The sequence below is a fragment of the Halosimplex pelagicum genome (assembly GCF_013415905.1).
Taxonomy (GTDB): Archaea; Halobacteriota; Halobacteria; order Halobacteriales; family Haloarculaceae; genus Halosimplex; species Halosimplex pelagicum.
The window spans coordinates 407632-427950 of record NZ_CP058909.1; the positions used below are offsets into that span (position 1 = coordinate 407632).

At 70.7% G+C, this 20319-nt stretch carries 17 protein-coding genes; 6 read left to right on the forward strand and 11 right to left on the reverse strand.

All coding sequences use genetic code 11. The annotated features are described in order from the left end of the window. Window positions 1-70 precede the first annotated feature (70 nt). The 5 genes from pstC to HZS54_RS02130 are packed head-to-tail and all read left to right on the forward strand — an operon-like array spanning window position 71 to window position 5435. Entirely contained in the window at window positions 71-1159 is a 1089-nt protein-coding gene (pstC, locus tag HZS54_RS02110; protein ID WP_179920324.1) for a phosphate ABC transporter permease subunit PstC, read from the forward strand. Next, complete coding sequence (pstA, locus tag HZS54_RS02115) at window positions 1159-2835, forward strand: phosphate ABC transporter permease PstA (protein ID WP_179920325.1); 1677 nt, start codon at window positions 1159-1161, stop codon at window positions 2833-2835. The genes pstC and pstA overlap by 1 nt, the downstream gene beginning before the upstream one ends. After that, the gene (gene pstB / locus HZS54_RS02120; RefSeq protein WP_179920326.1) at window positions 2828-3730 is read left to right on the forward strand and encodes a phosphate ABC transporter ATP-binding protein PstB; all 903 of its coding nucleotides are present in this window, start codon (window positions 2828-2830) and stop codon (window positions 3728-3730) included. The genes pstA and pstB overlap by 8 nt, the downstream gene beginning before the upstream one ends. A gap of 5 nt (window positions 3731-3735) precedes the next feature. Next, the gene (phoU, locus tag HZS54_RS02125) at window positions 3736-4407 is read left to right on the forward strand and encodes a phosphate signaling complex protein PhoU (RefSeq protein ID WP_179920327.1); all 672 of its coding nucleotides are present in this window, start codon (window positions 3736-3738) and stop codon (window positions 4405-4407) included. Continuing rightward, complete coding sequence (locus HZS54_RS02130; protein WP_179920328.1) at window positions 4407-5435, forward strand: AbrB/MazE/SpoVT family DNA-binding domain-containing protein; 1029 nt, start codon at window positions 4407-4409, stop codon at window positions 5433-5435. The genes phoU and HZS54_RS02130 overlap by 1 nt, the downstream gene beginning before the upstream one ends. 121 nt (window positions 5436-5556) lie before the next feature. On the opposite strand, the gene HZS54_RS02135 is transcribed toward HZS54_RS02130, so the two are convergent. The 5 genes from HZS54_RS02135 to HZS54_RS02155 all read right to left on the reverse strand — a co-directional run bounded on the left by HZS54_RS02135 (window position 5557) and on the right by HZS54_RS02155 (window position 12289). Beyond that, on the reverse strand, window positions 5557-6588 hold the full coding sequence (locus HZS54_RS02135; RefSeq protein ID WP_179920329.1) for a halo transducer protein: 1032 nt from the start codon (window positions 6586-6588) through the stop codon (window positions 5557-5559). Window positions 6589-6716: 128 nt separating this feature from the next. Further along, complete coding sequence (locus tag HZS54_RS02140; RefSeq protein WP_179920330.1) at window positions 6717-8510, reverse strand: histidine kinase N-terminal 7TM domain-containing protein; 1794 nt, start codon at window positions 8508-8510, stop codon at window positions 6717-6719. Between the two features lie 349 nt (window positions 8511-8859). Next, window positions 8860-10617, reverse strand: a complete 1758-nt coding sequence (gene argS / locus HZS54_RS02145) for an arginine--tRNA ligase (protein WP_179920331.1) — start codon at window positions 10615-10617, stop codon at window positions 8860-8862. 128 nt (window positions 10618-10745) lie between these two features. Further along, window positions 10746-11414 (reverse strand): AIM24 family protein, encoded by a 669-nt coding sequence (locus HZS54_RS02150; RefSeq protein WP_179920332.1) that lies wholly within the window; start codon window positions 11412-11414, stop codon window positions 10746-10748. A 68-nt stretch (window positions 11415-11482) separates the two neighbouring features. Next, window positions 11483-12289: a MinD/ParA family ATP-binding protein gene (locus HZS54_RS02155; RefSeq protein WP_179920333.1), complete on the reverse strand. Its 807-nt coding sequence runs from the start codon at window positions 12287-12289 to the stop codon at window positions 11483-11485. A 168-nt stretch (window positions 12290-12457) separates the two neighbouring features. Here HZS54_RS02155 and prf1 point away from each other — a divergent pair, with 168 nt between their 5' ends. Continuing rightward, window positions 12458-13702: a peptide chain release factor aRF-1 gene (gene prf1 / locus HZS54_RS02160; protein ID WP_179920334.1), complete on the forward strand. Its 1245-nt coding sequence runs from the start codon at window positions 12458-12460 to the stop codon at window positions 13700-13702. A 381-nt stretch (window positions 13703-14083) separates the two neighbouring features. Here prf1 and HZS54_RS02165 read toward each other — a convergent pair whose 3' ends face one another. The 6 genes from HZS54_RS02165 to HZS54_RS02190 all read right to left on the reverse strand — a co-directional run bounded on the left by HZS54_RS02165 (window position 14084) and on the right by HZS54_RS02190 (window position 20291). Then, window positions 14084-14476, reverse strand: a complete 393-nt coding sequence (locus tag HZS54_RS02165; RefSeq protein WP_179920335.1) for a DUF6276 family protein — start codon at window positions 14474-14476, stop codon at window positions 14084-14086. A gap of 134 nt (window positions 14477-14610) precedes the next feature. Further along, the gene (locus HZS54_RS02170; RefSeq protein ID WP_179920336.1) at window positions 14611-15300 is read right to left on the reverse strand and encodes a V-type ATP synthase subunit D; all 690 of its coding nucleotides are present in this window, start codon (window positions 15298-15300) and stop codon (window positions 14611-14613) included. A gap of 82 nt (window positions 15301-15382) precedes the next feature. Then, window positions 15383-16420 carry a Brp/Blh family beta-carotene 15,15'-dioxygenase gene (locus HZS54_RS02175; RefSeq protein ID WP_179920337.1) on the reverse strand — a complete coding sequence of 346 codons (1038 nt, stop codon included), beginning with the start codon at window positions 16418-16420 and terminating at the stop codon, window positions 15383-15385. Further along, window positions 16411-17133 carry a lycopene cyclase domain-containing protein gene (locus tag HZS54_RS02180; RefSeq protein ID WP_179920338.1) on the reverse strand — a complete coding sequence of 241 codons (723 nt, stop codon included), beginning with the start codon at window positions 17131-17133 and terminating at the stop codon, window positions 16411-16413. Before HZS54_RS02180 ends, HZS54_RS02175 begins: the two co-directional genes overlap by 10 nt. A gap of 177 nt (window positions 17134-17310) precedes the next feature. Further along, window positions 17311-18093 (reverse strand): bacteriorhodopsin, encoded by a 783-nt coding sequence (locus HZS54_RS02185; RefSeq protein ID WP_179920339.1) that lies wholly within the window; start codon window positions 18091-18093, stop codon window positions 17311-17313. 206 nt (window positions 18094-18299) lie between these two features. After that, a complete protein-coding gene (locus tag HZS54_RS02190) occupies window positions 18300-20291 on the reverse strand; it encodes a bacterio-opsin activator domain-containing protein (RefSeq protein WP_179920340.1) in 1992 nt (663 codons plus the stop codon). Window positions 20292-20319: the final 28 nt, after the last annotated feature.

Below are 20319 nucleotides of genomic sequence, written 5' to 3' on the forward strand. Positions count from 1 at the left end.
GACCGCGCGGTTTTCTTTCGATACCATGGCAACAAACCAACAGAGAGACCCCGACGGGTGGCAGTCCCGAATGGCGTCTCGGCTCGCTCGGTTCGCGGAGTTCGTACAGGACACAGACAACGACGCGGTAGCTGCAGGTGCGCTCGGAACGCTGGCGCTGTTGGGTGCGTTCGCTGGCTTCCTCGTGAGCTCGCCGTACACCTCGGTGTTCCTCGCCGGCTTCCTGGTGGCAGTGGCGTACGGCTGGCTACGGCACCAGGAACTGGCCGCGCGCGGCGTCACGCTCGCGATGACCGTCTCGACGGTCGTCATCCTCGCGCTGATCACCTTCTTCATCTTCTACGAGGCCTGGCCGATCCTCGCCGACCGGAGCGGGACGGTGTTCGGCGTCACGGTGCCCGGTCTGGGGCTGTTCACCACCACCGCGTGGGACCCCGCCGTCGCATCGCCGTCCTACTCGATGCTCCCGATGATCCAGGGGACGGTCCTGGTGACGGTCGTCGCCACGGTCGTCGCCGGCCCGCTCGGCGTCGCGGCCGCCCTGTTCATCTCGGAGATCGCCCCGCCTGCGGTCCGCGAGGTCGTCAAACCCGGCGTCGAGATCCTCGCCGGGATCCCCTCGATCGTCTACGGCTTCCTCGGGTTCACGGTGCTGAGCCCGTGGGCCTCCGACGCGTTCGACCTGGTCGGCCAGGGGACGTATCTGTTCGTCGGCATCGTCGTCGGCCTGATGGCCCTGCCGACGGTCGTCTCCGTCGCCGAGGACGCCATCAACAGCGTCCCCGAGTCGATGAAGAGCGGGTCGCTCGCCCTTGGGACGACCGACTGGCAGACCATGACGACGGTCACCATCCCGACCGCCTTCTCCGGCGTGTCGGCGGCGGTGTTGCTCGGCGTCGGCCGCGCCATCGGCGAGACGATGGCCGCGACGGTCATGCTGCGCAACACCCCGACGATCGCCGAGCCGCTGTACAACGTCTTCTACGGCTTCGAGACGCTCACCAGCCTCATCGCGGCCAACTACGGCTCCTCCGCCGGCCTCCAGAAGGACGCGCTGTTCGTCGCCGGCTGTATCCTCTTCGTCACCGTCCTCTTCCTCAGCATCGGCTCGCAGCTGATCGAGCGTCGCATGGACCGGAAGGTCGGAGGTGTCGAGTGATGGCGGGGACCGCCGAAACCTCGGTCGTCCGCGGCGACACCTCGACCTACGAGACGGTCGCGGCGCTGACCGTCGGCCTGGCCGCCGTCCTCTTTTTCCTCGGGCTGGCGGCAACCGTCGAGCTCGTCTCGATCACCGGGACGCTCGCCGGCCTCCCGACGCTGACGACGCTGGGCCTGCTGCTGGTCTTCATGGGCGTCGCGGTGGCCGGGTTCGGGCTGGTCTCCTATCGAGGGGTCTTCCCGACCGAGCCGCGCGCGAGCGCGGGACTGGTCGCCGCGGGACTGTTCGCCTGCCTGTGGGGCCTGATCGGCGCGCTCGTCTTCGCCGAGACGTTCGGGCTCGGACTCGTCGGCGGACTGGTCGGCGGGCTGGGCCTCGGCGCCGTCGCCTTCTTCGCGACCGCGCTGCCCCGGGAAGACATCGGCTCGACGCTGCCGGCCGGTGCGCTGGCGATCCTGTTCGGGCTGATCTTCCTGCTGGGGATCGTCAGTCCCGAGTGGTCGTGGTCGCCGGCGAACTTCCCCGACTCGCAGTCGGTCACCTTCTTCGCGCGCACGGTGGCGCCGTTCGCGGTCATGGCGTCGTCGCTCGTCGTCGGCTGGGCGGCCGCCAAAGCGTACGGCGGATTCGGCGCCCGGGGCCGCCACCTCGGCGCGTATCTGCTCGTCTACCTCAACGCTATCGCCATCATCGCGATCCTCGTCGCGCTCGTCGCCTTCGTCGTGTTCAAGGGCTTCGGCCCGGTCACCGAGAGCATCGCGGTCGGCCTCGGCGTCGGTCCGACGACGACGATCGCCTTCGCGCTCACGATCCCCTTCGTCGACGTCACGCTGTTCGCGTTCAGTTTCGACGTCGTCTGGCCGGTCTTCTGGCCGTTCCTGATGAACGGCGCGTCGCTGTTCGCGGACATCACCGGCGTGTTCCCGGCGATCGTCGGAACCATCTGGCTGGTGATCGGCGCGGTCGTGCTCGCGGTGCCGCTGGGCGTCGGCGCGGCCATCTTCCTCACCGAGTACGCCGACCAGGGCCGGTTCACCAACGTCGTCGAGGTCGCCACGAACGCGCTGTGGTCCACGCCCAGCATCGTCTTCGGCCTGTTCGGGGCCGCGTTCCTGGTGCCTCGCTTCGCGACGAACAAGTCGCTGATCGCGGGGATGATCACGCTCGGGTTCATGCTACTGCCGCTGGTGGTCATCACGGCCCGCGAGGCGATGATCGCGGTGCCCGACGAGTACCGCGACGCCAGCGCGGCGCTGGGTGTCTCCAAGTGGGAGACGATCCGCAGCGTCGTCCTCCCGGCGGCGATGCCGGGCGTCGTCACCGGCGTCATCCTCGGCGTCGGCCGCATCGCCGGCGAGACCGCCCCGCTGTTGCTGACGATGGGCGGCGGGTCGTTCGTCGGCGCCGGGCAGCGGGCGAAAGTGCTGAACAACTTCCAGCTGTCGTGGTCGCCGCCGTTCGTCACCAACCCCGAACTCACGCAGGCGACGACGGCGCTCCCCTACCAGCTCTGGCAGGTGGTCCTGACCGGCACCGGGCAGTCGACCGGTATCGACGACATCACCGCCTTCGGCTGGGGGACCGCCCTGGTCCTGCTGGGCGTCGTCCTCGCGTTCTACGCGGTCGGCATCGCCACGCGACAGTACTTCCGGAGCAAACTGACCTATGAGTGAGACAGAACCCAAGACCGAGGGCACAGCGCGCTCGTCGGAGACGACGACGGGCGAGACCGACGAGCGGATCCGCGAGGAGTGGAGCGACTACTCCTTCGAGGGCGAGGCGAAACTCGCCGTCGAGGATCTGGACGTCCACTACGGCGACGACCACGCCCTGAAGGGCGTCTCGATGGACATCCCCGAGGAGAGCGTCACCGCCCTCATCGGCCCGTCGGGCTGCGGCAAGTCTACCTTCCTCCGGTGTCTCAACCGGATGAACGACCGGATCAAGGCCGCCAGCATCGACGGCTCGGTGAAGCTCGACGGCGAGGAGATCTACCAGGACGGCGTCGACCTGGTCGAACTCCGGAAGGCGGTCGGCATGGTGTTCCAGGCACCGAATCCGTTCCCCAAGTCCATCCGCGACAACATCACCTACGGCCCGCGCAAACACGGCGACCTCGACACGGGGTTGCTCGCGCGGCTGACCGGCCGTGACGACAGCGAGGCGGCCGACGAACTCGTCCGACGGGCGCTCGAACAGGCGGCCATCTGGGACGAGGTCGAGGACCGACTGGACGACAACGCGATGGGCCTGTCGGGCGGCCAGCAACAGCGGCTCTGTATCGCCCGCTGTCTGGCGGTCGACCCCGAGGTCATCCTGATGGACGAGCCCGCGAGCGCCCTGGACCCCGTCGCCACCTCGAAGATCGAGGACCTCATCGAGGAGCTCGCCGAGGAGTACACGGTCGTCGTCGTCACCCACAACATGCAGCAAGCGGCGCGCATCTCCGACCAGACGGCCGTGTTCCTCACCGGCGGCGAACTCGTCGAGTACGACGACACCGACAAGATCTTCGAGGACCCCGAGAGCCAGCGCGTCGAGGACTACGTCACCGGGAAGTTCGGGTGATCGCCGTGACGCGCGAGGGATACCGGGCGGCGCTCGACGACCTGCGGGCCGACGTGCGCGCGCTGGGCGACGACGCGCTCACGCAGCTCGACGACGGGCTGACCGCGCTGGAGACCGGCGACGACGACCTCGCCGAGGAAGTGATCGACGGCGACGCCGCGATCAACGACCGCTATCTCGAACTGGAGGGCGACTGCGTCGACCTGCTCGCGCTCCAGCAGCCCGTCGCCTCGGATCTCAGGTTCGTCGCCGCCTCGTTCAAGATCCTGACGGACCTCGAACGCGTGGGCGACCTGGCGACCAACCTCGGGCGCTACGCGCTGGCGGCCGAGCGACCGGCCGACGAGGTGGACGTGCGGGCGATCGGCGCCGACGCCCGCGACCAGGTGGCCGCGGCGCTGGACGCCTACGAGGACGGCGACGCCGACGCCTGCCGGGCGGTCGCCGCCCGCGACGACGAGCTCGACGCCCACTGCCAGCGCGCCAGCGAGCGGGTCGTCCGCGACCTCCTCGAAGGCGAAGCGGGCGAGGACTCGTGGGCGGTCGAGCGGGTACTGGACGACGTGTCCCGACTGTTGCTGACGGTCCGGGACCTCGAACGCGTCGGCGACCACGGGGTCAACGTCGCCGCGCGGACGCTGTACATGCTGGAGAGCGACCCCGAGTTGCTCTACTGATGCAGACACGCAAACTCCAACAGGTCGGCGGCGGCACGTACACGGTGTCGATCCCCAAAGAGTGGGCGAACGACCACCAGCTCGAGGCGGGCATGGAGCTGTACCTGGCCACCCACAGCGACGACTCGATCGTCCTCCGGGCCGCCGAGAAGGACGTCGACGAGCTGGCCACGGCGACGGTCGCCGTCGACGGCGACGAGCCCGCCCTGGTCCGGCGGGCGCTGCAGGCCGCCCACGCCGTCGGCTTCGAGACGGTCACGCTCGAACCGGTCGAGGCGTTCACCGACGAGCAGCGCCGGGCCGCCCGCTCGGTCGTCCGCAACCTCGTCGGGACCGACCTGCTGGTCGCCAACGACGGCGAGATCACCGTCCAGCACCTGCTGGACGCCGCGAACGTCTCCGTCCGCCAGTCGGTCGTCCAGCTGCAGTTCACCGCGCTGTCGATCCACCGCACCGCGACGGACGCGCTCGTCGACGCCGACGCCGACGCCTACGAACGGCTCCGCGGGCGCGCCGACGAGGCCGACCGACTCTTCCGGATGGTCGCGCGACACCTCTCGCGGTCGCTCGTCTCGCTGGAGGAGATCGACTGTCTCGGGCTCACCCGCGCGACGCTGTTCGACTACTACGTCACCGCCCGCCAGCTGGAGGGTGTCGCCCGCCGTGGCGTCGGCGTCGCCCGCGCGGCCCGCCGGCTCTCCGAGCCGCTCCCGGACCCGGTCGCCGAGAACGTCCGCGAGGCCGCCGAGGCCGCCCGGACCGTCGTCGACGACGCGACGACCGCCGTCCTCGACGACGCCGACGAGGACCTGACGGCGATCGCCCTCGACGGCCACGAACGCGCCGTCGCCGAGATCGAGGCCGTCGACGAGGCGCTGTTCGACGAGGCGACCGCCCCCTTCGACGGCTCGACCGCCGCGACCGTCGCGCTGGCCCGCGCGCTCGACCACCTCACCCGCACCGCCGACCGCGGCGCCGCCGTCGCCGACGTGGCCGCCCGCGCCGCCATCCGCGACGGGAACGTCTGACCGCGAGACGGTCGCGGACGCACCGGCCGCTTCTCGATTCGTCCGACTCGTTTTCCGCTACGCTCGACGGTGAGATGCCGGTACGAGACGAGTTCGGGGTTCAGACGCGCCGACCGCCCGACTACGCGCCGGATTCGAGGTCGCCGCGGTGCTCCGCCAGAACCGACCCCACGACGCCCCAGTCGACCGGCGGTTCGCAGTCGGCGAGTTCGGACTCGACGGCCGCGACCCGCTCGCCGAACCGGTCGCTCCACTCGGGCTCGGCGACCGCGCCGAGCCGGTCGCCCAGCGCCTCGCGGCGTTCGGCGAGGTCGTCGAGCCGACCGGCCAGGTCGTCCAGCCCGCCCTCGTCGACCGGGTCGGCGTCCTCGCGGTCGGCCCACGTCCGCAGGTCGTCGAGCTCGGCCCGCAGGTCGGCGACGGTGAGGCCCGTCGCCCGATGGCTGAGCGTCGCGTCGAACCAGACCCGGGCGGGGTCGTCGGCGGCCGCCCCGGCGTCGTCGCCGGCCGCCTCGATGGCGTCGACGGCGGTCGCCAGGTCGTCGAGCGAGGTCGCGAGCGCGTCGACGTCCTCGCCGAGTTCGCGGACGCGGACGGCGTGACTGGTGAGCCACCGCTCGAACTCCTCCAGGTCGAACTGGATCTCGTCGGCGGTCCGCTGGACCTCCCGAGCCCGCTCGTCGACCCGTCGGAGGCCGTCGGCGATGGCGAACCGCGCGGCGGGGTCCTCGCGGTCGTCGACGACCGACTGGAGGTCCTCGCCGAGAGCGGCGGCGCGGTCCTCGACGGCGGCGACCTCGGCCTCGAAGCTCTCCAGGCGGGCGTCGACCGTCGGCAGATCGGGCGCCGACCCGGCGGCCTCGCGGGCGTCGTCGAGCGCGATGGTCGCGAGTTCCGCCCGCGTCTCCGCGGTCGTGAGCACCTTCGATGTCAGTTTCAGCGACTCTTCGAGGGCCTCGCGGCTGACGACGCCGTCCTCGGCGACGAACGACAGCGCGGCCCGGACGGTCTCCGGATCGCGGTCGGGCTCGCGGGCGCGGACGCGCTCGGCGGCCGCCTCGACCGCGAGCCCGTCGAGTTCCGTCCCGTCGAAGTCGTCGCTCGCTCCCGTTCCGTCTCCCGCCGCGTCGGTGTCGGTCGTGCTGTCGTGCATAGTGGCCCTCGACGCGCCGAACCCCTGGCTCGGCCGCGTCAGATACCCGTCGCTACCGGAGCGGCGGATAAGACGGTGACTAAGTTCGCTATAGGGACCAGCCGATAGATACGTAGCGATACTGTGAGCTATGTATCCGTGGCGGTCGGCGCGGCCTCGGAGGCGCCCCCGTCGAAGCCGCCGGGGCCGTCGGGGAGGCGGACGGTGACGACGGTGCCGTCGTCGGTGTCGAAGGAGACACTGCCCCCGAGGGAGTCGACGCTCCACTGAACGACCCAGAGGCCGATGCCGGTGGCGTGTTCGAGCTGGGTCTCGGTGCCGGCGTCGAGCGGTGCCAGCTCCCCGTCGGGGATCCCGGGGCCGTCGTCGGCGACGGTCACCCGGAACTCGCCGCCGTCGGCGGTCGCCGTCACGGAGATGGCGGGGTCGTCGACGTGGTCGACGGCGTTTTCGACGAGGTTCGCGACGACGATACGGAGCAGTTTCGGGTCGGTCGCTGGGGCCGCGTCGCCGTCGACGGTCACGTCGATCCGGGCGGCGGCCGGGCGGTAGTCGGCGACCGCGTCGGTCAGGGCGGTTTCGAGGGCGACCGCCCGGTAACGCGGGCCGTCGCGGCGGCACTGCTCGAACGTGCGGGCCTTCTCGCCGATGTCGATGAGTTCGCGGGCGCTGCTGTCGATGATGTCCGCGATGTCGACGAGTCGCTCGTCGTCGCTCCGGTCGGCGATGAGTTCGGCGTTGCCGGCGACGGCGGTCATCTTGTTGCGCAGGTTGTGCCGGAGCACGCGGTTGAGCACGTCGAGCCGTTGCTCGCGGCGCCGTTCGCGGGTCACGTCCTGGAAGACGAGCGTCGTCCCGACGGTCGCGCCCTTCGGGTCGGTCAGCGTCGACCGCGAGACGAGGAACTCCCGGCGGCGCCCGCCCGACCGGACGGTGACGATGTCGTCCGCCTCACCCGGATCGCCGCCGGTCGGCGCCGACGGGTCGGTGCCGTCGTCGGCCGGGCCGCCGGCCGCACCGCCGTCGGGGACCGGGTCGACGTCGACATCGACCAGCGACGAGATGGGGGTACCCAGGAGCGTCGTCCCGTCGCACCCGGCTTCGAGCAGCGGGTCGGCGGCGTCGTTGTAGTCGACGACGCGGGCGTCGGGGTCGAGCACGAGCACGGGCGTGCCGATGTCGTCGATGGCGGTGCGGTCGGCGGCCCGGCGGGTCGTCGGGTTCGTCTCGAACATCCCGCTCTCGACGAAGGCGTAGGCGTCCAGCAGGACGTGCGGGACGAACAGCACCGCGACGAAGGCCAGCGAGGGGTCCGGCCCCAGGCCGAACGCCCACATCACCACCCCGACCGTCGGCGCGACGGCGCTGAGCGCGACGGCGGCGGCCTCGCGCCGGTAGAGCGGGCCGTAGCTCAACACGGTGTCGACCATCAGGGCCACCGCGACGCCCGCGGTCCCCGTGCCGAGGACGAACGCGAACAGCCCCCACGGTTCGAGCGCGTAGCTCACCGTCACCGCGGGCGCGACCGAGTCGATCCGGAACGCTCGCAGGACCGCGCCGTTGACCGGCGCCGTCGCGACGACCAGCGAGGTCAGCGCCGCGACCGGCACCATCGTCCACCCGCCGAGCAGCCCGCTCCGTCCGGTGTACTCCAGCGCGAACGCCAGGAACAGCGGCCCGAGCCACGCCAGCGCCGCCCAGGTCAGCGACTCCATGACGAGCCGGGCCCCCGGCTCCGAGACGGCCAGCGACGCGCCGGCCAGCAGACAGAACAGCCCCTGTGCGACCAGCGTCGCGACGAGCCAGCCGGCCCCCGGCTTGCCGAGGTGGCGCCGCAGGTAGGCGACCAGCGCGAACGTCCCAGCCGCCGCGGCCAGCGACCCGACAGCCAGCCACGACGACAGTGCGGCGAATCCGCTCACACTCGACCCACGGACCCCGCCGGGGTCAGCGTCGTACCTAACCAGGTAGGTGTCGGCCGACGACGGACCGCCAGCAGGTATTAGTCAGTTCGCTGTGAATTGACTCGGCGATGGCAACGACTGGACCGGAGTCGGCGAGCGCCGGCGCCGCCGCGGTGATCGGGCGATGAGCGCGCGCGACGGCGGGGACGGAGACGTGCCCGGCTGGTGGGTACTCGCCTTCGTGGTGCTCGCGCTGGCGACGCTGGCCGGCGTCCTGGTCGCGCTCGGCGGGCTCTGAGCGGGAGCGAGTCCCAGCCGTCCGGTCGCGACGGTCGGCGGCCCGTGACCGGCGGCGCCGTCGCCGCCCCTACATCGAGTCGGGAGCGGCGACGCCAACCAGCCCGAGGGCGTTGCCGACGGTCTCGCGGGCGGCGGCGACCAGCGCGAGTCGGGCGCGGCGGGTCTCTTCGTCCTCGGCGGTGAGGACGGGGCACTCCCGGTAGAAGGCGTTGAACTGCTCGGCGAAGCTACGGGTGTAGGTGGCGACGCGGTGGGGTTCGAGCTCCTCGGCGGCCTCCTCGACGACCGCGGGGAAGCGAGCGATGGTGCGGAGGAGGTCCCGCTCGGCGTCCGTGTCGAGCAGGGCCGGATCGACGGTCTCGGCCGGTTCGAGGCCCTCGCTCTCGGCCTCGCCGAGGATGCCGCAGGCCCGGGCGTGGACGTACTGGACGTACGGCGCCGACTGGGCCTCGAAGTCCAGCGCCCGCTCCCACTCGAAGGTGATCGACTTGGTGGGTTGCTTGGAGACGATGTCGTAGCGGACGGCGCCGGTCCCGACCTGTTCGGCGATGCGCTCCACGTCTCCCTCGTCGAGGTCGTCGTCGCGCAGGCGGTCGTCGAGGCGGTCCTCGACCTCGTCGCGGGCGCGGTCGATGGCCTCGTCGAGCAGGTCGTCCAGGTCGACGCCGGTCCCCTCGCGGGTGGACATCCCCTCGCCGCCGGGGAGGTTCACCCACGAGTAGAACACCTGGTCCAGCCGGTCGGTGTCGTGGCCCAGAAGCTCCAGCGTCTCGTTGAGCTGCTCGAAGGTGAGCTTGTGGTCCTCGCCGATGACGGTGACGGCGCGGTCGTACTCCTCGAACTTCCACTCGTGGTGGGCGATGTCCCGGGTCGTGTAGAGGGTGGTGTCGTCCGAGCGCAGGAAGACGAGGTTCTTCTCGAAGCCCTCGAGATCGAGCTGCCAGGCGTCCTCCTCGTAGACGGCCTCGTCCAGATCCTTGAGCCGGTCGACCACGTCGTCGGTCGCGCCCGAGCGCATGAACCGCGTCTCCTTGACGAACTCGTCGAACTCCGCGGGGAGGCGTTCCAGCGTCTGGGTCATCCCGTCGAGCACCCCGTCGACGACCTCGCCGACGCGCTCGTAGGTCGCCTCGTCCCCGGCTTCGAGGCCCTGCATGATGGCCTCGATCTCGGCCTCGGCGGCTTCCTCGTCGGCGGGGTCGGCGTCCTCGAGGTAGGCGTTGCCCTTGCGGTAGTAGCGCACGAGGTCGTAGTCGGGCTTGTCGCGGTCGGGCTCGGGCAGGTCGCGCTCGTCGAAGGTCTCGTAGGCCCACGTGAACACGGCGACCTGGCGGCCGGCGTCGTTGACGTAGTAGTGGGTGTCCACGTCGTAGCCGGCGAAATCGAGCACGCGGGCGAGGGCGTCGCCGACGATGGGGTTGCGGGCGCGGCCGACGTGGACCGGGCCGGTCGGGTTGGCGCTGGTGTGTTCGACGACGACGGAGCTGTCGTGGTCGTCGAGGCGGCCGTACTCGGTCGACTGGGCGCGCTCGACGGTGTCGGAGAGGTACCGGTCGGCGGGGAAGAAGTTGATGTAGGGGCCCTGGGTGTCGACCCGGCCGAGGTAGTCGTAGCCGGCGGGGTCGATCTCGCTCGCCACGTCGGCGGCCACCTTCGGCGGCGGCGCGCCCACCTCGCCCGCCAGCCGGAAGGCGACGCTGGAGGCGACGGCGGCGTCGACGTCCTCGGGCGGGCGCTCGATGCCCAGGTCCTCGGTCGGCAGGTCGAGGGCCGAGAGCGCCGCTTCGAGAGCGTCCTCGACCTCCGAGCGCAGGGAGAGATACATACCTCCCGGTTTTCGAGCGGTGGATATAGGAATGACGAATGCCGCCGGGGCGACCCCGGTCGTTCCCGCGACGTGTCTATCGCCGGGGCGAGCCCGGCGGCTCCCGCGTCGCGGCTACCGGCGAGGGGTCACTGCCCGCCGCGGCCTTCCTCGTAGGGCTGGACGACGACGAAGCCGTCCGACCCCTCGAAGTCGAGCTGGTAGGTCTCGCCGGAGGACTGGCCGATCGCGTCGCTCAGGCTGCGGTCGGTCTCGATGCCCGGCGAGAGGTTCGCGCTCCAGGCGACGGTCGCGTCGGGGTCGGTCCGCACGGGCGGCTCCAGCACGAGCGGGTCGCCGTGGGTCGTGATCGCGACCGTCCCCGGCCCGGAGAGGAAGACGTTGGTCAGCCCGGCGGCGGAGGCGCCGCCGATGCTGCCGATCGTGTTGATCTCGTAGTCCACGTCGGCCCCGAACGCGAGCACGTCCTCGCCGTTGACCGAGATAGACTCCCCCGCGTCGAGGTCGAGCAGCTGGACCCGCTTCTCCCGGTCGGCCACGTAGACGTGGCCCTGCCCTTCGACCGCCATCACGGGCGTCCCCTCGCTGGAGGCGGCCTCCTTGATGAAGCCGGTGAGGCCGCCCTCGGCGGAGGACTTGCCGGTAAAGGACAGATCGCCCTCGTAGGCGACCATGGCGCCGGCCTTGGTCATCACCGAGCCGTCGACGGCGATGTCGAGGAGCTTGCTGTTCTCCAGTTGGAACGAGTCGCCGCCCTCGTCGGGGGCGTTCTCGCTGACGAAGTCGTCGAGTTGCATGGACCAATCCAGAGCCGCGCGCGCGGCTCTGGACGGGCGTTCGAACGCTCGCGACAAATAACCTGCCGTCAGCCGAACAGGCCGAAGCGGCCGCCCGAGTCGTCGTCTTCCTCGTCCTCGTCGTCCTCGTCGACGAACCAGTCGCGGTCGACGGCGGTGTCGAGTTCGTCGATCTCCGCGCCCTCGAAGAAGATGCCGATCAGGTGCTCGGTCAGCCGCACGTATGCGTCGGCGGCGGGGCTGGGCGGGGCGTTGAGCACGAGCGGCTCGTCGGCGGTCGCCTCGATGTCGTCGGGGATCACCGCGAGCAGTTTCGAGTCGAAGCGGTCGGCGATGGCCTCCACGTCGGTCTCGGTGGTCGTCCGGTTGAGGACGGTGCCGATGACCTCGCCGTCGACCCGCTCGGCGAGTTCGGCCGTCTTGATCGCGTCGCCGACGGCCACGTCGTCGGGCGTCGTGATGAGGACGACGCCGTCCGCGAGGCCCAGCGGGACGGTCGTCTCGTGGCTGAGGCCGGCGCCGGTGTCGATGAGGACCACGTCGTAGGCGTTGCGCAGCGTCTTGATGACCTTCTTGAGCTTCGCGGGGTCGGCGTCGGCGAACGCCTCCAGGCTCTGCTCGCCGGGGATGATAGTGATCCCCCCCTGCACGTCGGTCAGCGCGTCGCTGACGGCGCGGCCGCCGGCGAGGACCTGGTGAATGCTGGTCTCCGGTTCGACGCCGAGCATCGCACCGAGGTTCGCCATTCCCAGGTCGGCGTCGACGACGACCACGTCGTAGCCCTCCTCCTCCATGGCCGCCGCGACGTTGACCGCCGTCGTCGTCTTGCCGACACCACCTTTCCCACCGGCAACTGTACAGACGTAGCCCGCCATTGTGCTAGGTCAAATCACGGGGACCACATAAAGCCGCCGTCCGTTCCGACGCCCGTCGGACGCTCGTCGGTCGGTTACAGCGGCAGCGAGGGCGGTCGAGCGGTCGGTCGCGGCCGCCGCCCGGAGAGGTCAACACTTACTTAGCCCCGAGCGCCCGAAACATGGACGATGAGTGAGCACGCCGAACAGTCGGACAAACAGAAATACGAGTTCCGCAAGGTCATCGAGGAGCTCAAGGGCTACAGCGGGTCGGGGACGCAGCTGGTCTCGATCTACATCCCGGAGGACCGCCAGGTCAGCAGCGTCGTCGCCCACGTCACCCAGGAGCACAGCGAGGCGGCCAACATCAAGTCCAAGGACACCCGCACGGCCGTCCAAGACGCCCTGACCTCCATCAAGGACCGCCTGCGGTACTACGACACCTACCCGCCGGAGAACGGGATGGTCGTCTTCTCGGGGTCGATCGACACCGGCGGCGGCCGCTCGGAGATGATCACCCGCACGCTGGAGAGCCCGCCCCAGCCCATCGAGTCGTTCCGCTACCATTGCGACTCCGATTTCCTCACCGAGCCGCTGGAGGAGATGCTCGCCGACAAGGGCCTGTTCGGCCTGGTCGTCCTCGACCGACGCGAGGCCAACGTCGGCTGGCTGCGCGGCAAGCGCGTCGAACCCGTCAAGTCCGCCTCCTCGCTGGTACCGGGCAAGCAGCGGAAAGGGGGTCAGTCCGCACAGCGGTTCGCCCGCCTGCGCCTCGAAGCCATCGACAACTTCTACCAGGAGGTCGCGGGGATGGCCAACGACCTGTTCGTCGACGACCGCCACGAGATGGACGGTATCCTCGTGGGCGGCCCCTCGCCGACGAAAGACGAGTTCCTCGACGGCGACTACCTCCACCACGAACTCGGCGACATGGTGCTCGGGAAGTTCGACGTGGCCTACACCGACGAGTCCGGGCTCCACGACCTGGTCGACGCCGCCCAGGACGTGCTCGACGAGCACGAGATGCTCCAGGACAAGAAGTACATGGAGCAGTTCTTCGACGAACTCCACGACGGCGACCTCGCGACCTACGGGTTCGGCCCCACCCGCGAGAACCTCAACATGGGCGCCGTCGAGACGCTCCTCCTGAGCGAGGACCTCCGGCAGGACGTGGCCGTCTACGACTGCCCCGAGGGCCACACCGAGCGCGAGCTACTCGGCCAGAGCGAGAGCCTCGACGACGAGCGGGCCTGCGACCGCTGCGGCGAGACGATGGACGGCGAACGCGAGGACGCCATCGACCACCTCATGGAACTCGCCGACCAGCGCGGCACGGAGACCTATTTCGTCTCGACGGACTTCGAGAAGGGCGAACAGCTCCTCTCGGCCTTTGGCGGCATCGCCGGCATCCTGCGGTACTCGACCGGCGTCTAGAGCACGCGTCGCTCACCGGTTCTCCGTCGATCTCCGACCGACCAGCCGCGGCGCCGTCCGCGGACGACCGGCGGTCGAGCGACTCGCGAGTACTCGGGACGTGTCGAGCGGTAGAGAGTGTCGCCGGTGTACCCGGGAGGCGGGGGGGGAGTGCCTCCGTCGGGCCACCACCGGCGACGCGAAATGGGTGCTGGTGGTAAGGGGGGGATTGGGGGGAGACGACGACGGGTCCTAAGTGTCGTCGCGGCGGCACCTGGCGTCGATGCCGCGGTATTCAGTACTACCCCGTGATGTAAATGCGGTGTACCTAACAGAGTAGGGAACGGGCGAGCGGGGGCGGAAAGCATGGCCTACCAGGTGGTAAACCGACCGACTCCGCGGTCACAGGAGCTGTTCGAGCTGCCGTCGACGGGTGCGCAGGTCGGCCTCGGCGTCGACGCTCGGGTCGTCCGCGAGTCGGTCGAGCGCGAGCAGCGGGTCGGTACCGGCGCGCTCAACGCTCGCCAGTAGCTCGGATATCTCCGCGCGGTTGGTCGCCAGCGACGGGAGCAGCCCGACCATGAGCACGAACGGGACCGCCGCCTCGCCGTTCGACGGGACTGCGTCGCCGACTGCGGTGAAGTCGGGGATCTCCGCGGGCGGGTCCGCCACGGGCCGGAGGACGAGACAGCGGGTGCAGATCTCGGCGCCGTCGCTCTCGCCGGGGAGCGCGTCGCGGTACTGCTCGGGGACGGCGAAGGCGAGCGTCGGCGCGCCGCAGTCGGGACAGGTCACGTTCGTGCGTGCGCGCGCGGCGGACTAAACGGTGCCGGGAGGACGGCGGAGAGAGACCGGATGGAACTGAGAACGGCGGCAGAAGCACGGCGAGAAGTGGGAACGGGAGAGTGACGAGAAACGGAAACGAAGCGTCAGTCGTCGGCCGGGACGGGCTCCTCGGCCTCGTCCTCTTCCTCGGCTTCCTCCTCGTCCTCCTCGCGTTCCTTCTTGTCCTTGATCTTCTTCATGCGGAAGATCTCCTCGCGCTCCTGCTCTTCGAGCTTCTGCTCGATGTACTCCTCGTTGGCGCGCAGCTCCGGGAGGAGTTTGAACTCCAGAGCGTTGACGCGCCGCTTGGTGGTCTCGATCTCGTCGAGCATCTTCTTCATGGCCGTCTCGACCTCGGCGGCGAGGATGATCTGGTCGAGCAGCTCCTCGTAGGCCTCGGCGGCCTCGTCGATGCGGGCGCTGGTCCCGAGGACGCCGTAGCCCCGCTCGTCGAGGCTCTTGGAGACCTTCGTCGAGTCGATCTGGGGGATGTAGACGCCCATGACGCTCTTGGACTCGGTGGTCAGCTCGGGGTGTTCCTTGAGCGCGGCGGCCGCGCCCCGCACGGCCACGTCGCCGTCGAGCGCGCGGGCCATGTTGATCGCGTTCTGGGCCTCCTCGTACTTCTCGTCGAGGTCCGCGCGAACGTCCTGGGCCTCGTCGAGGATGTCCATGAACTCCATGATGAGGCCGTCGCGTTTCTGCTCCAGCGTGTCGTGTCCGCGCTCGGAGAGCTCGATGCGCTCCTCGATCCGCATGAGCTCCTTGCGAGTGGGTTTGACGTCCTCGGCCATTGATCCGGGTTTGTCCGCGTAGGCAGTTAACCGTTTTCAGTCTCGTCGGCGACCGAGTCCGTCGAAGTCCCCGACGCGTCCCTCACCAGTAGCCCGCGATCCGGTCGAGCCACGTCACGACGACGACGTGGGGCAGCGTCAGCACGGCGATCGCGACCAGGTAGACGCCGGTCGCACCGGCCAGCGTGGGCTCGGGCGCCGGCGCCGCCCACCACAGCGCCCCGCAACCGGCCAGCGCGACGAGCGTCGGCAGGGCGGCCTCGCGGGCGAACCGGCCGAGCGTGGGCGCGAGCCGACCGCCTTCGAGCGCGTCGACCGACCGCTCGTCCAGTGCGAGGACCCGGGCGACGTGTCGGGGCGCGTGCCAGCAGCAGAAGTACAACCCCACCGCGAACACCGGCGGGACGACGAAGAAGTAGGTCCACAGCAGGGCCGTCTCACCGGCGTCGACCGCCCATGGCCGCCGGTTGGCGGCCGCGCGGTAGCCGACCGCGAGCGTCGCGAGGGTGAGCGCGGCCAGCGTCGCTCCCAGCGCGAGTCGCCCGTCGGCCGCGAACGGCCACGCCGGCACCGAGCCGCCGAACGGGGCGACGAACGATCCGAGGACCGCCCGATAGCGCTCGGGAAACGCCAGCAGCGGGACGCCCATCGGCAGCGCGCCACGGACCGCGACGGTCAGGGCGCGCCGCCACCGCGCGTCGAGGTGGTCGGCGTCGAGCACTTCCCGAAGCGGGTGGATCTCGCCCTGACCCCAGTGGAACCACGTCAGCGCGAGGAAGGCGGCCGCGGCGACGAGCGGCGCGCGGAACCACGCGACCGCGTAGACGCCGCCTGCGAGCAGATAGACGACGCCCACCACCGCGAGCCACCGGGGGGCTAGCCGCCCGGTCGCCGCCCTGGGGAGCGCCGCCCAGTCGACGGCGCCGTGGGGCATCCCGAAGGCGACGACGCTGACGACCAGCGGGGCGTAGCGCCACCTCGGCGGGATCGAGAGCCCGGCCGCGAACGCCAGCGTCGCGACGGCGACGGGGAGCCACGGGATCCAGAGTACCAGCGCGCGCAGGGCCGCGCGAGCGGCCGGCGGGACCCGGGCGTCGGCCCGGCCGCGGGCTAGCGCCATCGGTGGACCACCCAGCGGAACAGGACGACGCCCTGGACGACGAAGCAGTTCGTCACGACGAAAAACAGCATCTCCTCGACCGGGAGGCCGGCGACCGCCAGGCCCGTGGTGTAGGTGTCGGAGATGGTCCACACGCCCGCTTCGATGGCCAGGCGGTCGACCGCCCAGAGGTACGCCGACGGGACCAGCACGGCGACGGCGACGCGAGCGCGGGCGCGCCAGAGGTACCGCCAGCCGACCGCCCACTGCAGGGCCAGCACCGGTCCCGCCCACGCGAGGATCGCGCCGAGGTACGTCGTCGCCGGCGCGGTCAGCGCGAACAGGCCGACGACGCCGACGGCGAGGCCCGCCGCGGCCCCGAGCAGGCGGTCGCGCCGACCGTGGGTGACACCTTCGAGGACCGGGCCGGCGACGTGGAGCGTCCACAGCGTCGTCAGCGCGGGCTGGAGGACGAAGAACGCGATCTCCTCGTAGGGGACGCCCCACAGGCGGCCCGCGACCGCGCCGGCGCCGTAGGACCACACGCCCATCGAGATGAGCAGGCGGTCCCACGGCGTCGTGTACACCACCGCGAGAGCGGTGACGACCGCCAGCCCCGCGGCGCCGACCCGCCAGTCGACGCTGTCGCGACGGTGGTGGACCGTCGCCGTCAGCGCCGCCAGTACCGGCAGGACGTACAGCGCGTGGAACTGGACGTAGGTCAACGAACTCATCGAGTCGATCTCCGGTAACCGCGACCGTAGTCGGTTCGGGCCGATTCTCGGCCGTGATACTGTTCGGGAACGACGGTGGCCCGCGGGAGCGGGCCGACTCGGCTCCCACCGGGTCGGCGTCGGGCGACGCCGCGTCGGCTGCGGGTCGGTGTCAGGGCAGGTCCAGTCGGTCTCGGCTCAGTCGTCGGCGGTCGCGGCCGCGCCGGTCCCGGTCGCGGCCGAGACCTCGTCGAGGACCTGCCGGCTCGACAGCAGCAGGAAGCCGAAGCCGACCTTCGCGACCAGGTCCAGCACCATGAACCCGGCCGTCTCGACGAACAGGACGCTCCCGCCGACCTCGGGGAGCAGCCCCAGCCCCTCGGTGCCGGCCAGCCACCACACGGGGTAGACCAGCCAGACGACGACGATCAGGTTGCGCAACTGCGCGAACTTCGCGCCCACGTCGCTGCCGAGCCGCTGGGCCTGCTCGGTGAGCGTCCCGAACAGGAAATACAGCAACACCAGCAGGAAGCCGGTGCTGATCCCCCACCAGACCAGCCGTCGGGCGCCGTCGTCGAGGCCCGCCGCGACGAAGTTCCCGCCGGCCAGCGTCGCGACCGCGCCGGTGGCGATCATCAGCGCGTCGAGGCTGACCAGCGTCGTCAGCTGGTTGCGGTTGGCCCGCGCCAGCAGTCCGAGGTCGATCAGCAACAGCGGCGTCGTGAACAGCCAGTCGGTGTAGCGCGCCCAGTAGATGGTGAGCTCCTCGCCGGCGACGTCGACCGTCGTCAGGCCGAAGCCGGTCGCCATCGCGAGGTAGTTCACGCCGGCGATCGCCGTGATCAGTATCGTCACGATGTAGAACTCCTGGCGCTTCTGGTCCTCCTCGCCCCAGCCGCGGGCGATGAAGTACAGCATGCCCAGGAACATTCCCAGCGTCCCGATCCACAGCCAGATTTGCTCGCTCCCTGGTGATGGCATAACTACAACTGGTACTGAGGATTTTTGCCTCAAAAGAAAGATGCCCAACTAGTTGGAGTAAGGCCGGATACTGGTTTTTCTTTGTCAGATTGTAGTAGCGGCGTCGAAACCGCCTTTTTCCGGAAGGATACCAGGAGTTCGTTCCGGTCGACGCGCCCGTTCGAAGACGGAAGGGGATAAAAACGGGAGACGGGACGACGGTGTGGTCAGCCGTACAGTTCCTCGAAGACCTTCCGCTGGGCGGCCCGGAGGTGCTGGTGGAAGGTCGAACGGCCGATGTCCATGGCGGCGGCCAGGTCCTCGCCGTTGGTCTCTCGGGGCCACTCGAAGAAGCCGCCGACGATGGCCGTCTGGAGCGCGGTCGACTGGCGGTCGGTGAGCCGGTCGTCGATGCGGGCGCGCACGTCCTGGCGGCTCTCGGCCGGGCGCTCGTGCTCGCGGTAGGCCGACAGGTCCGCGCCGGCGATCCGGTCCTCGACGGCCTCGACGACCGTCCGCGGCTGGGCCTCGGGGGGGATCTCGACGGTCAGGTCGCCGGTGCCGCCCGCGGCCGACATCGCGGCGACCCGCCCGCCCCGGTCCAGCAGGAGTTCGACCAGCGGCGACTCCGCGACCGTGAACTCGACGACCGACCGCCCGTCGCCCGTCGTCACCGGCGTACACGCGGTCACGTCCCCGCGGGCGGTGGCGGCCTCGACGACCGCCTCGGGGTCGGCGTCCGTCTCGAAGAAGAAGGTCGTCGGCCCCGCCTCGCGCGTGACGGTCCCGGTGTGGACGAACTCGGCGTCGATCTCGGCGGAGAGCCCGACGAAGAAGGGGTCCTCGCCGGCCAGCGAGAACGCCAGCTCCGTCACGTCGTCGGAACCGAGCAACCGCTGGGAGGTCAGCGCGTGCAGCGCCATCGCGGTCGACTGGGCGACCGCGGCGAGCACGCGCTGTTCGGGCTCGGGCAGGTCGGCCTCGGGCCGGAGACCGACGACGAGGACGCCGTAGCCCACGTCGCCGTACTGCAGCGGCAGGGCGGCCAGCCCGCCCGCGCCGCCGTCGACCAGGTCCTCGTAGACCGACGGGACCGCGTCGGCGTCGACGAACTGCGCGTCGCCAGTCCGGGCGGCCCGCGCCGCCGGGTCAGCGCCGTCGACCGGCAGCTCCAGCGACGGCGGGTCGGCGACCCCCGCCCACGTCCCCGGGCGGATGGCGTCGGTCGCGGGCTCGGCCTCGCCGACCCACGCCAGGGCGTACTCGTCGGTCTCGACCAGCCGGTCGGCCACCGCCCGCTCGACCGCCGACCGGGTCTCCGCGCTCAGCAGTTCGCTCGTCACGTCCGTCAACAGCCCGTCCAGCCGGTCGAGCAGCGCCTCGACCGTCTCGCGTTCGGCCCTGGCCTTCTCGGCCTGGCGCTGGGCCTCCCGCTCGGCCTCGACGCGCTCGGTCACGTCCTCCTGGAAGCCGACGTAGTGGGTCACCTCGTCGCCCTCGCCGTGGATCGGCGCGATGTGGACCCGGTTCCAGAACTGCTCGCCGTCGTCGGTGTAGTTGACGAGTTCGACCGAGACGGGCTCGCCCGCGTCGATCGCCTTCGCCATCTCGGCGATCTTCGCCTCCTCGGAGCCGTCGCCCTGCATGAAGTTGCAGTTGCGGCCGAGCACGTCCGCCTCGTCGTAGCCCGCCAGCGCCTCGAAGGCGTCGTTGACGTAGATCAGCGGCGTGTCGCGGCGCTTCCCGTCGGCGATGGTGATCCCCACCGGCGCCTCGTCCATCGCCCGGTCTTTCAGCTCCTCGGTGACCTCGGCGAACCGCCGGTCGCCCGCCGCGACCGCCGCGTCGAGGGCGTCGACCAGCGCGCCCAGTTGCTTCTCCGGGGGGTCCCTCGGCACGTAGTCGGTCACGCCCGCGGCGATGGCGTCGCTGGCCAGGTGTTCGTCGCCGATCGCGGTGAAGATGAGAAAGGGCAGGTCGTCGGTCCGCTCGCGCACGTCGGTCAGCAGGTCCAGGCCCGAGCTATCGGGCAGTCGCCGCTCGCTGACGACGGCGGCCGGGGGGTCGGTGGCGACCGCGTCCAGCGCCGCCGCCGCGTCCCGCGCCCGTTCGAAGGCGTAGCCGGCCTCGCGGAGCGCGTCGGCGACCGGCGCCGCGCGCTCGTCGTCGGGGTCGACGTACAGCACCCGTCGCCCCGCCCCCGCAGTGGAGCGAGTCATGTCCCGGAGTACCAGTCGGTCCGCCAAG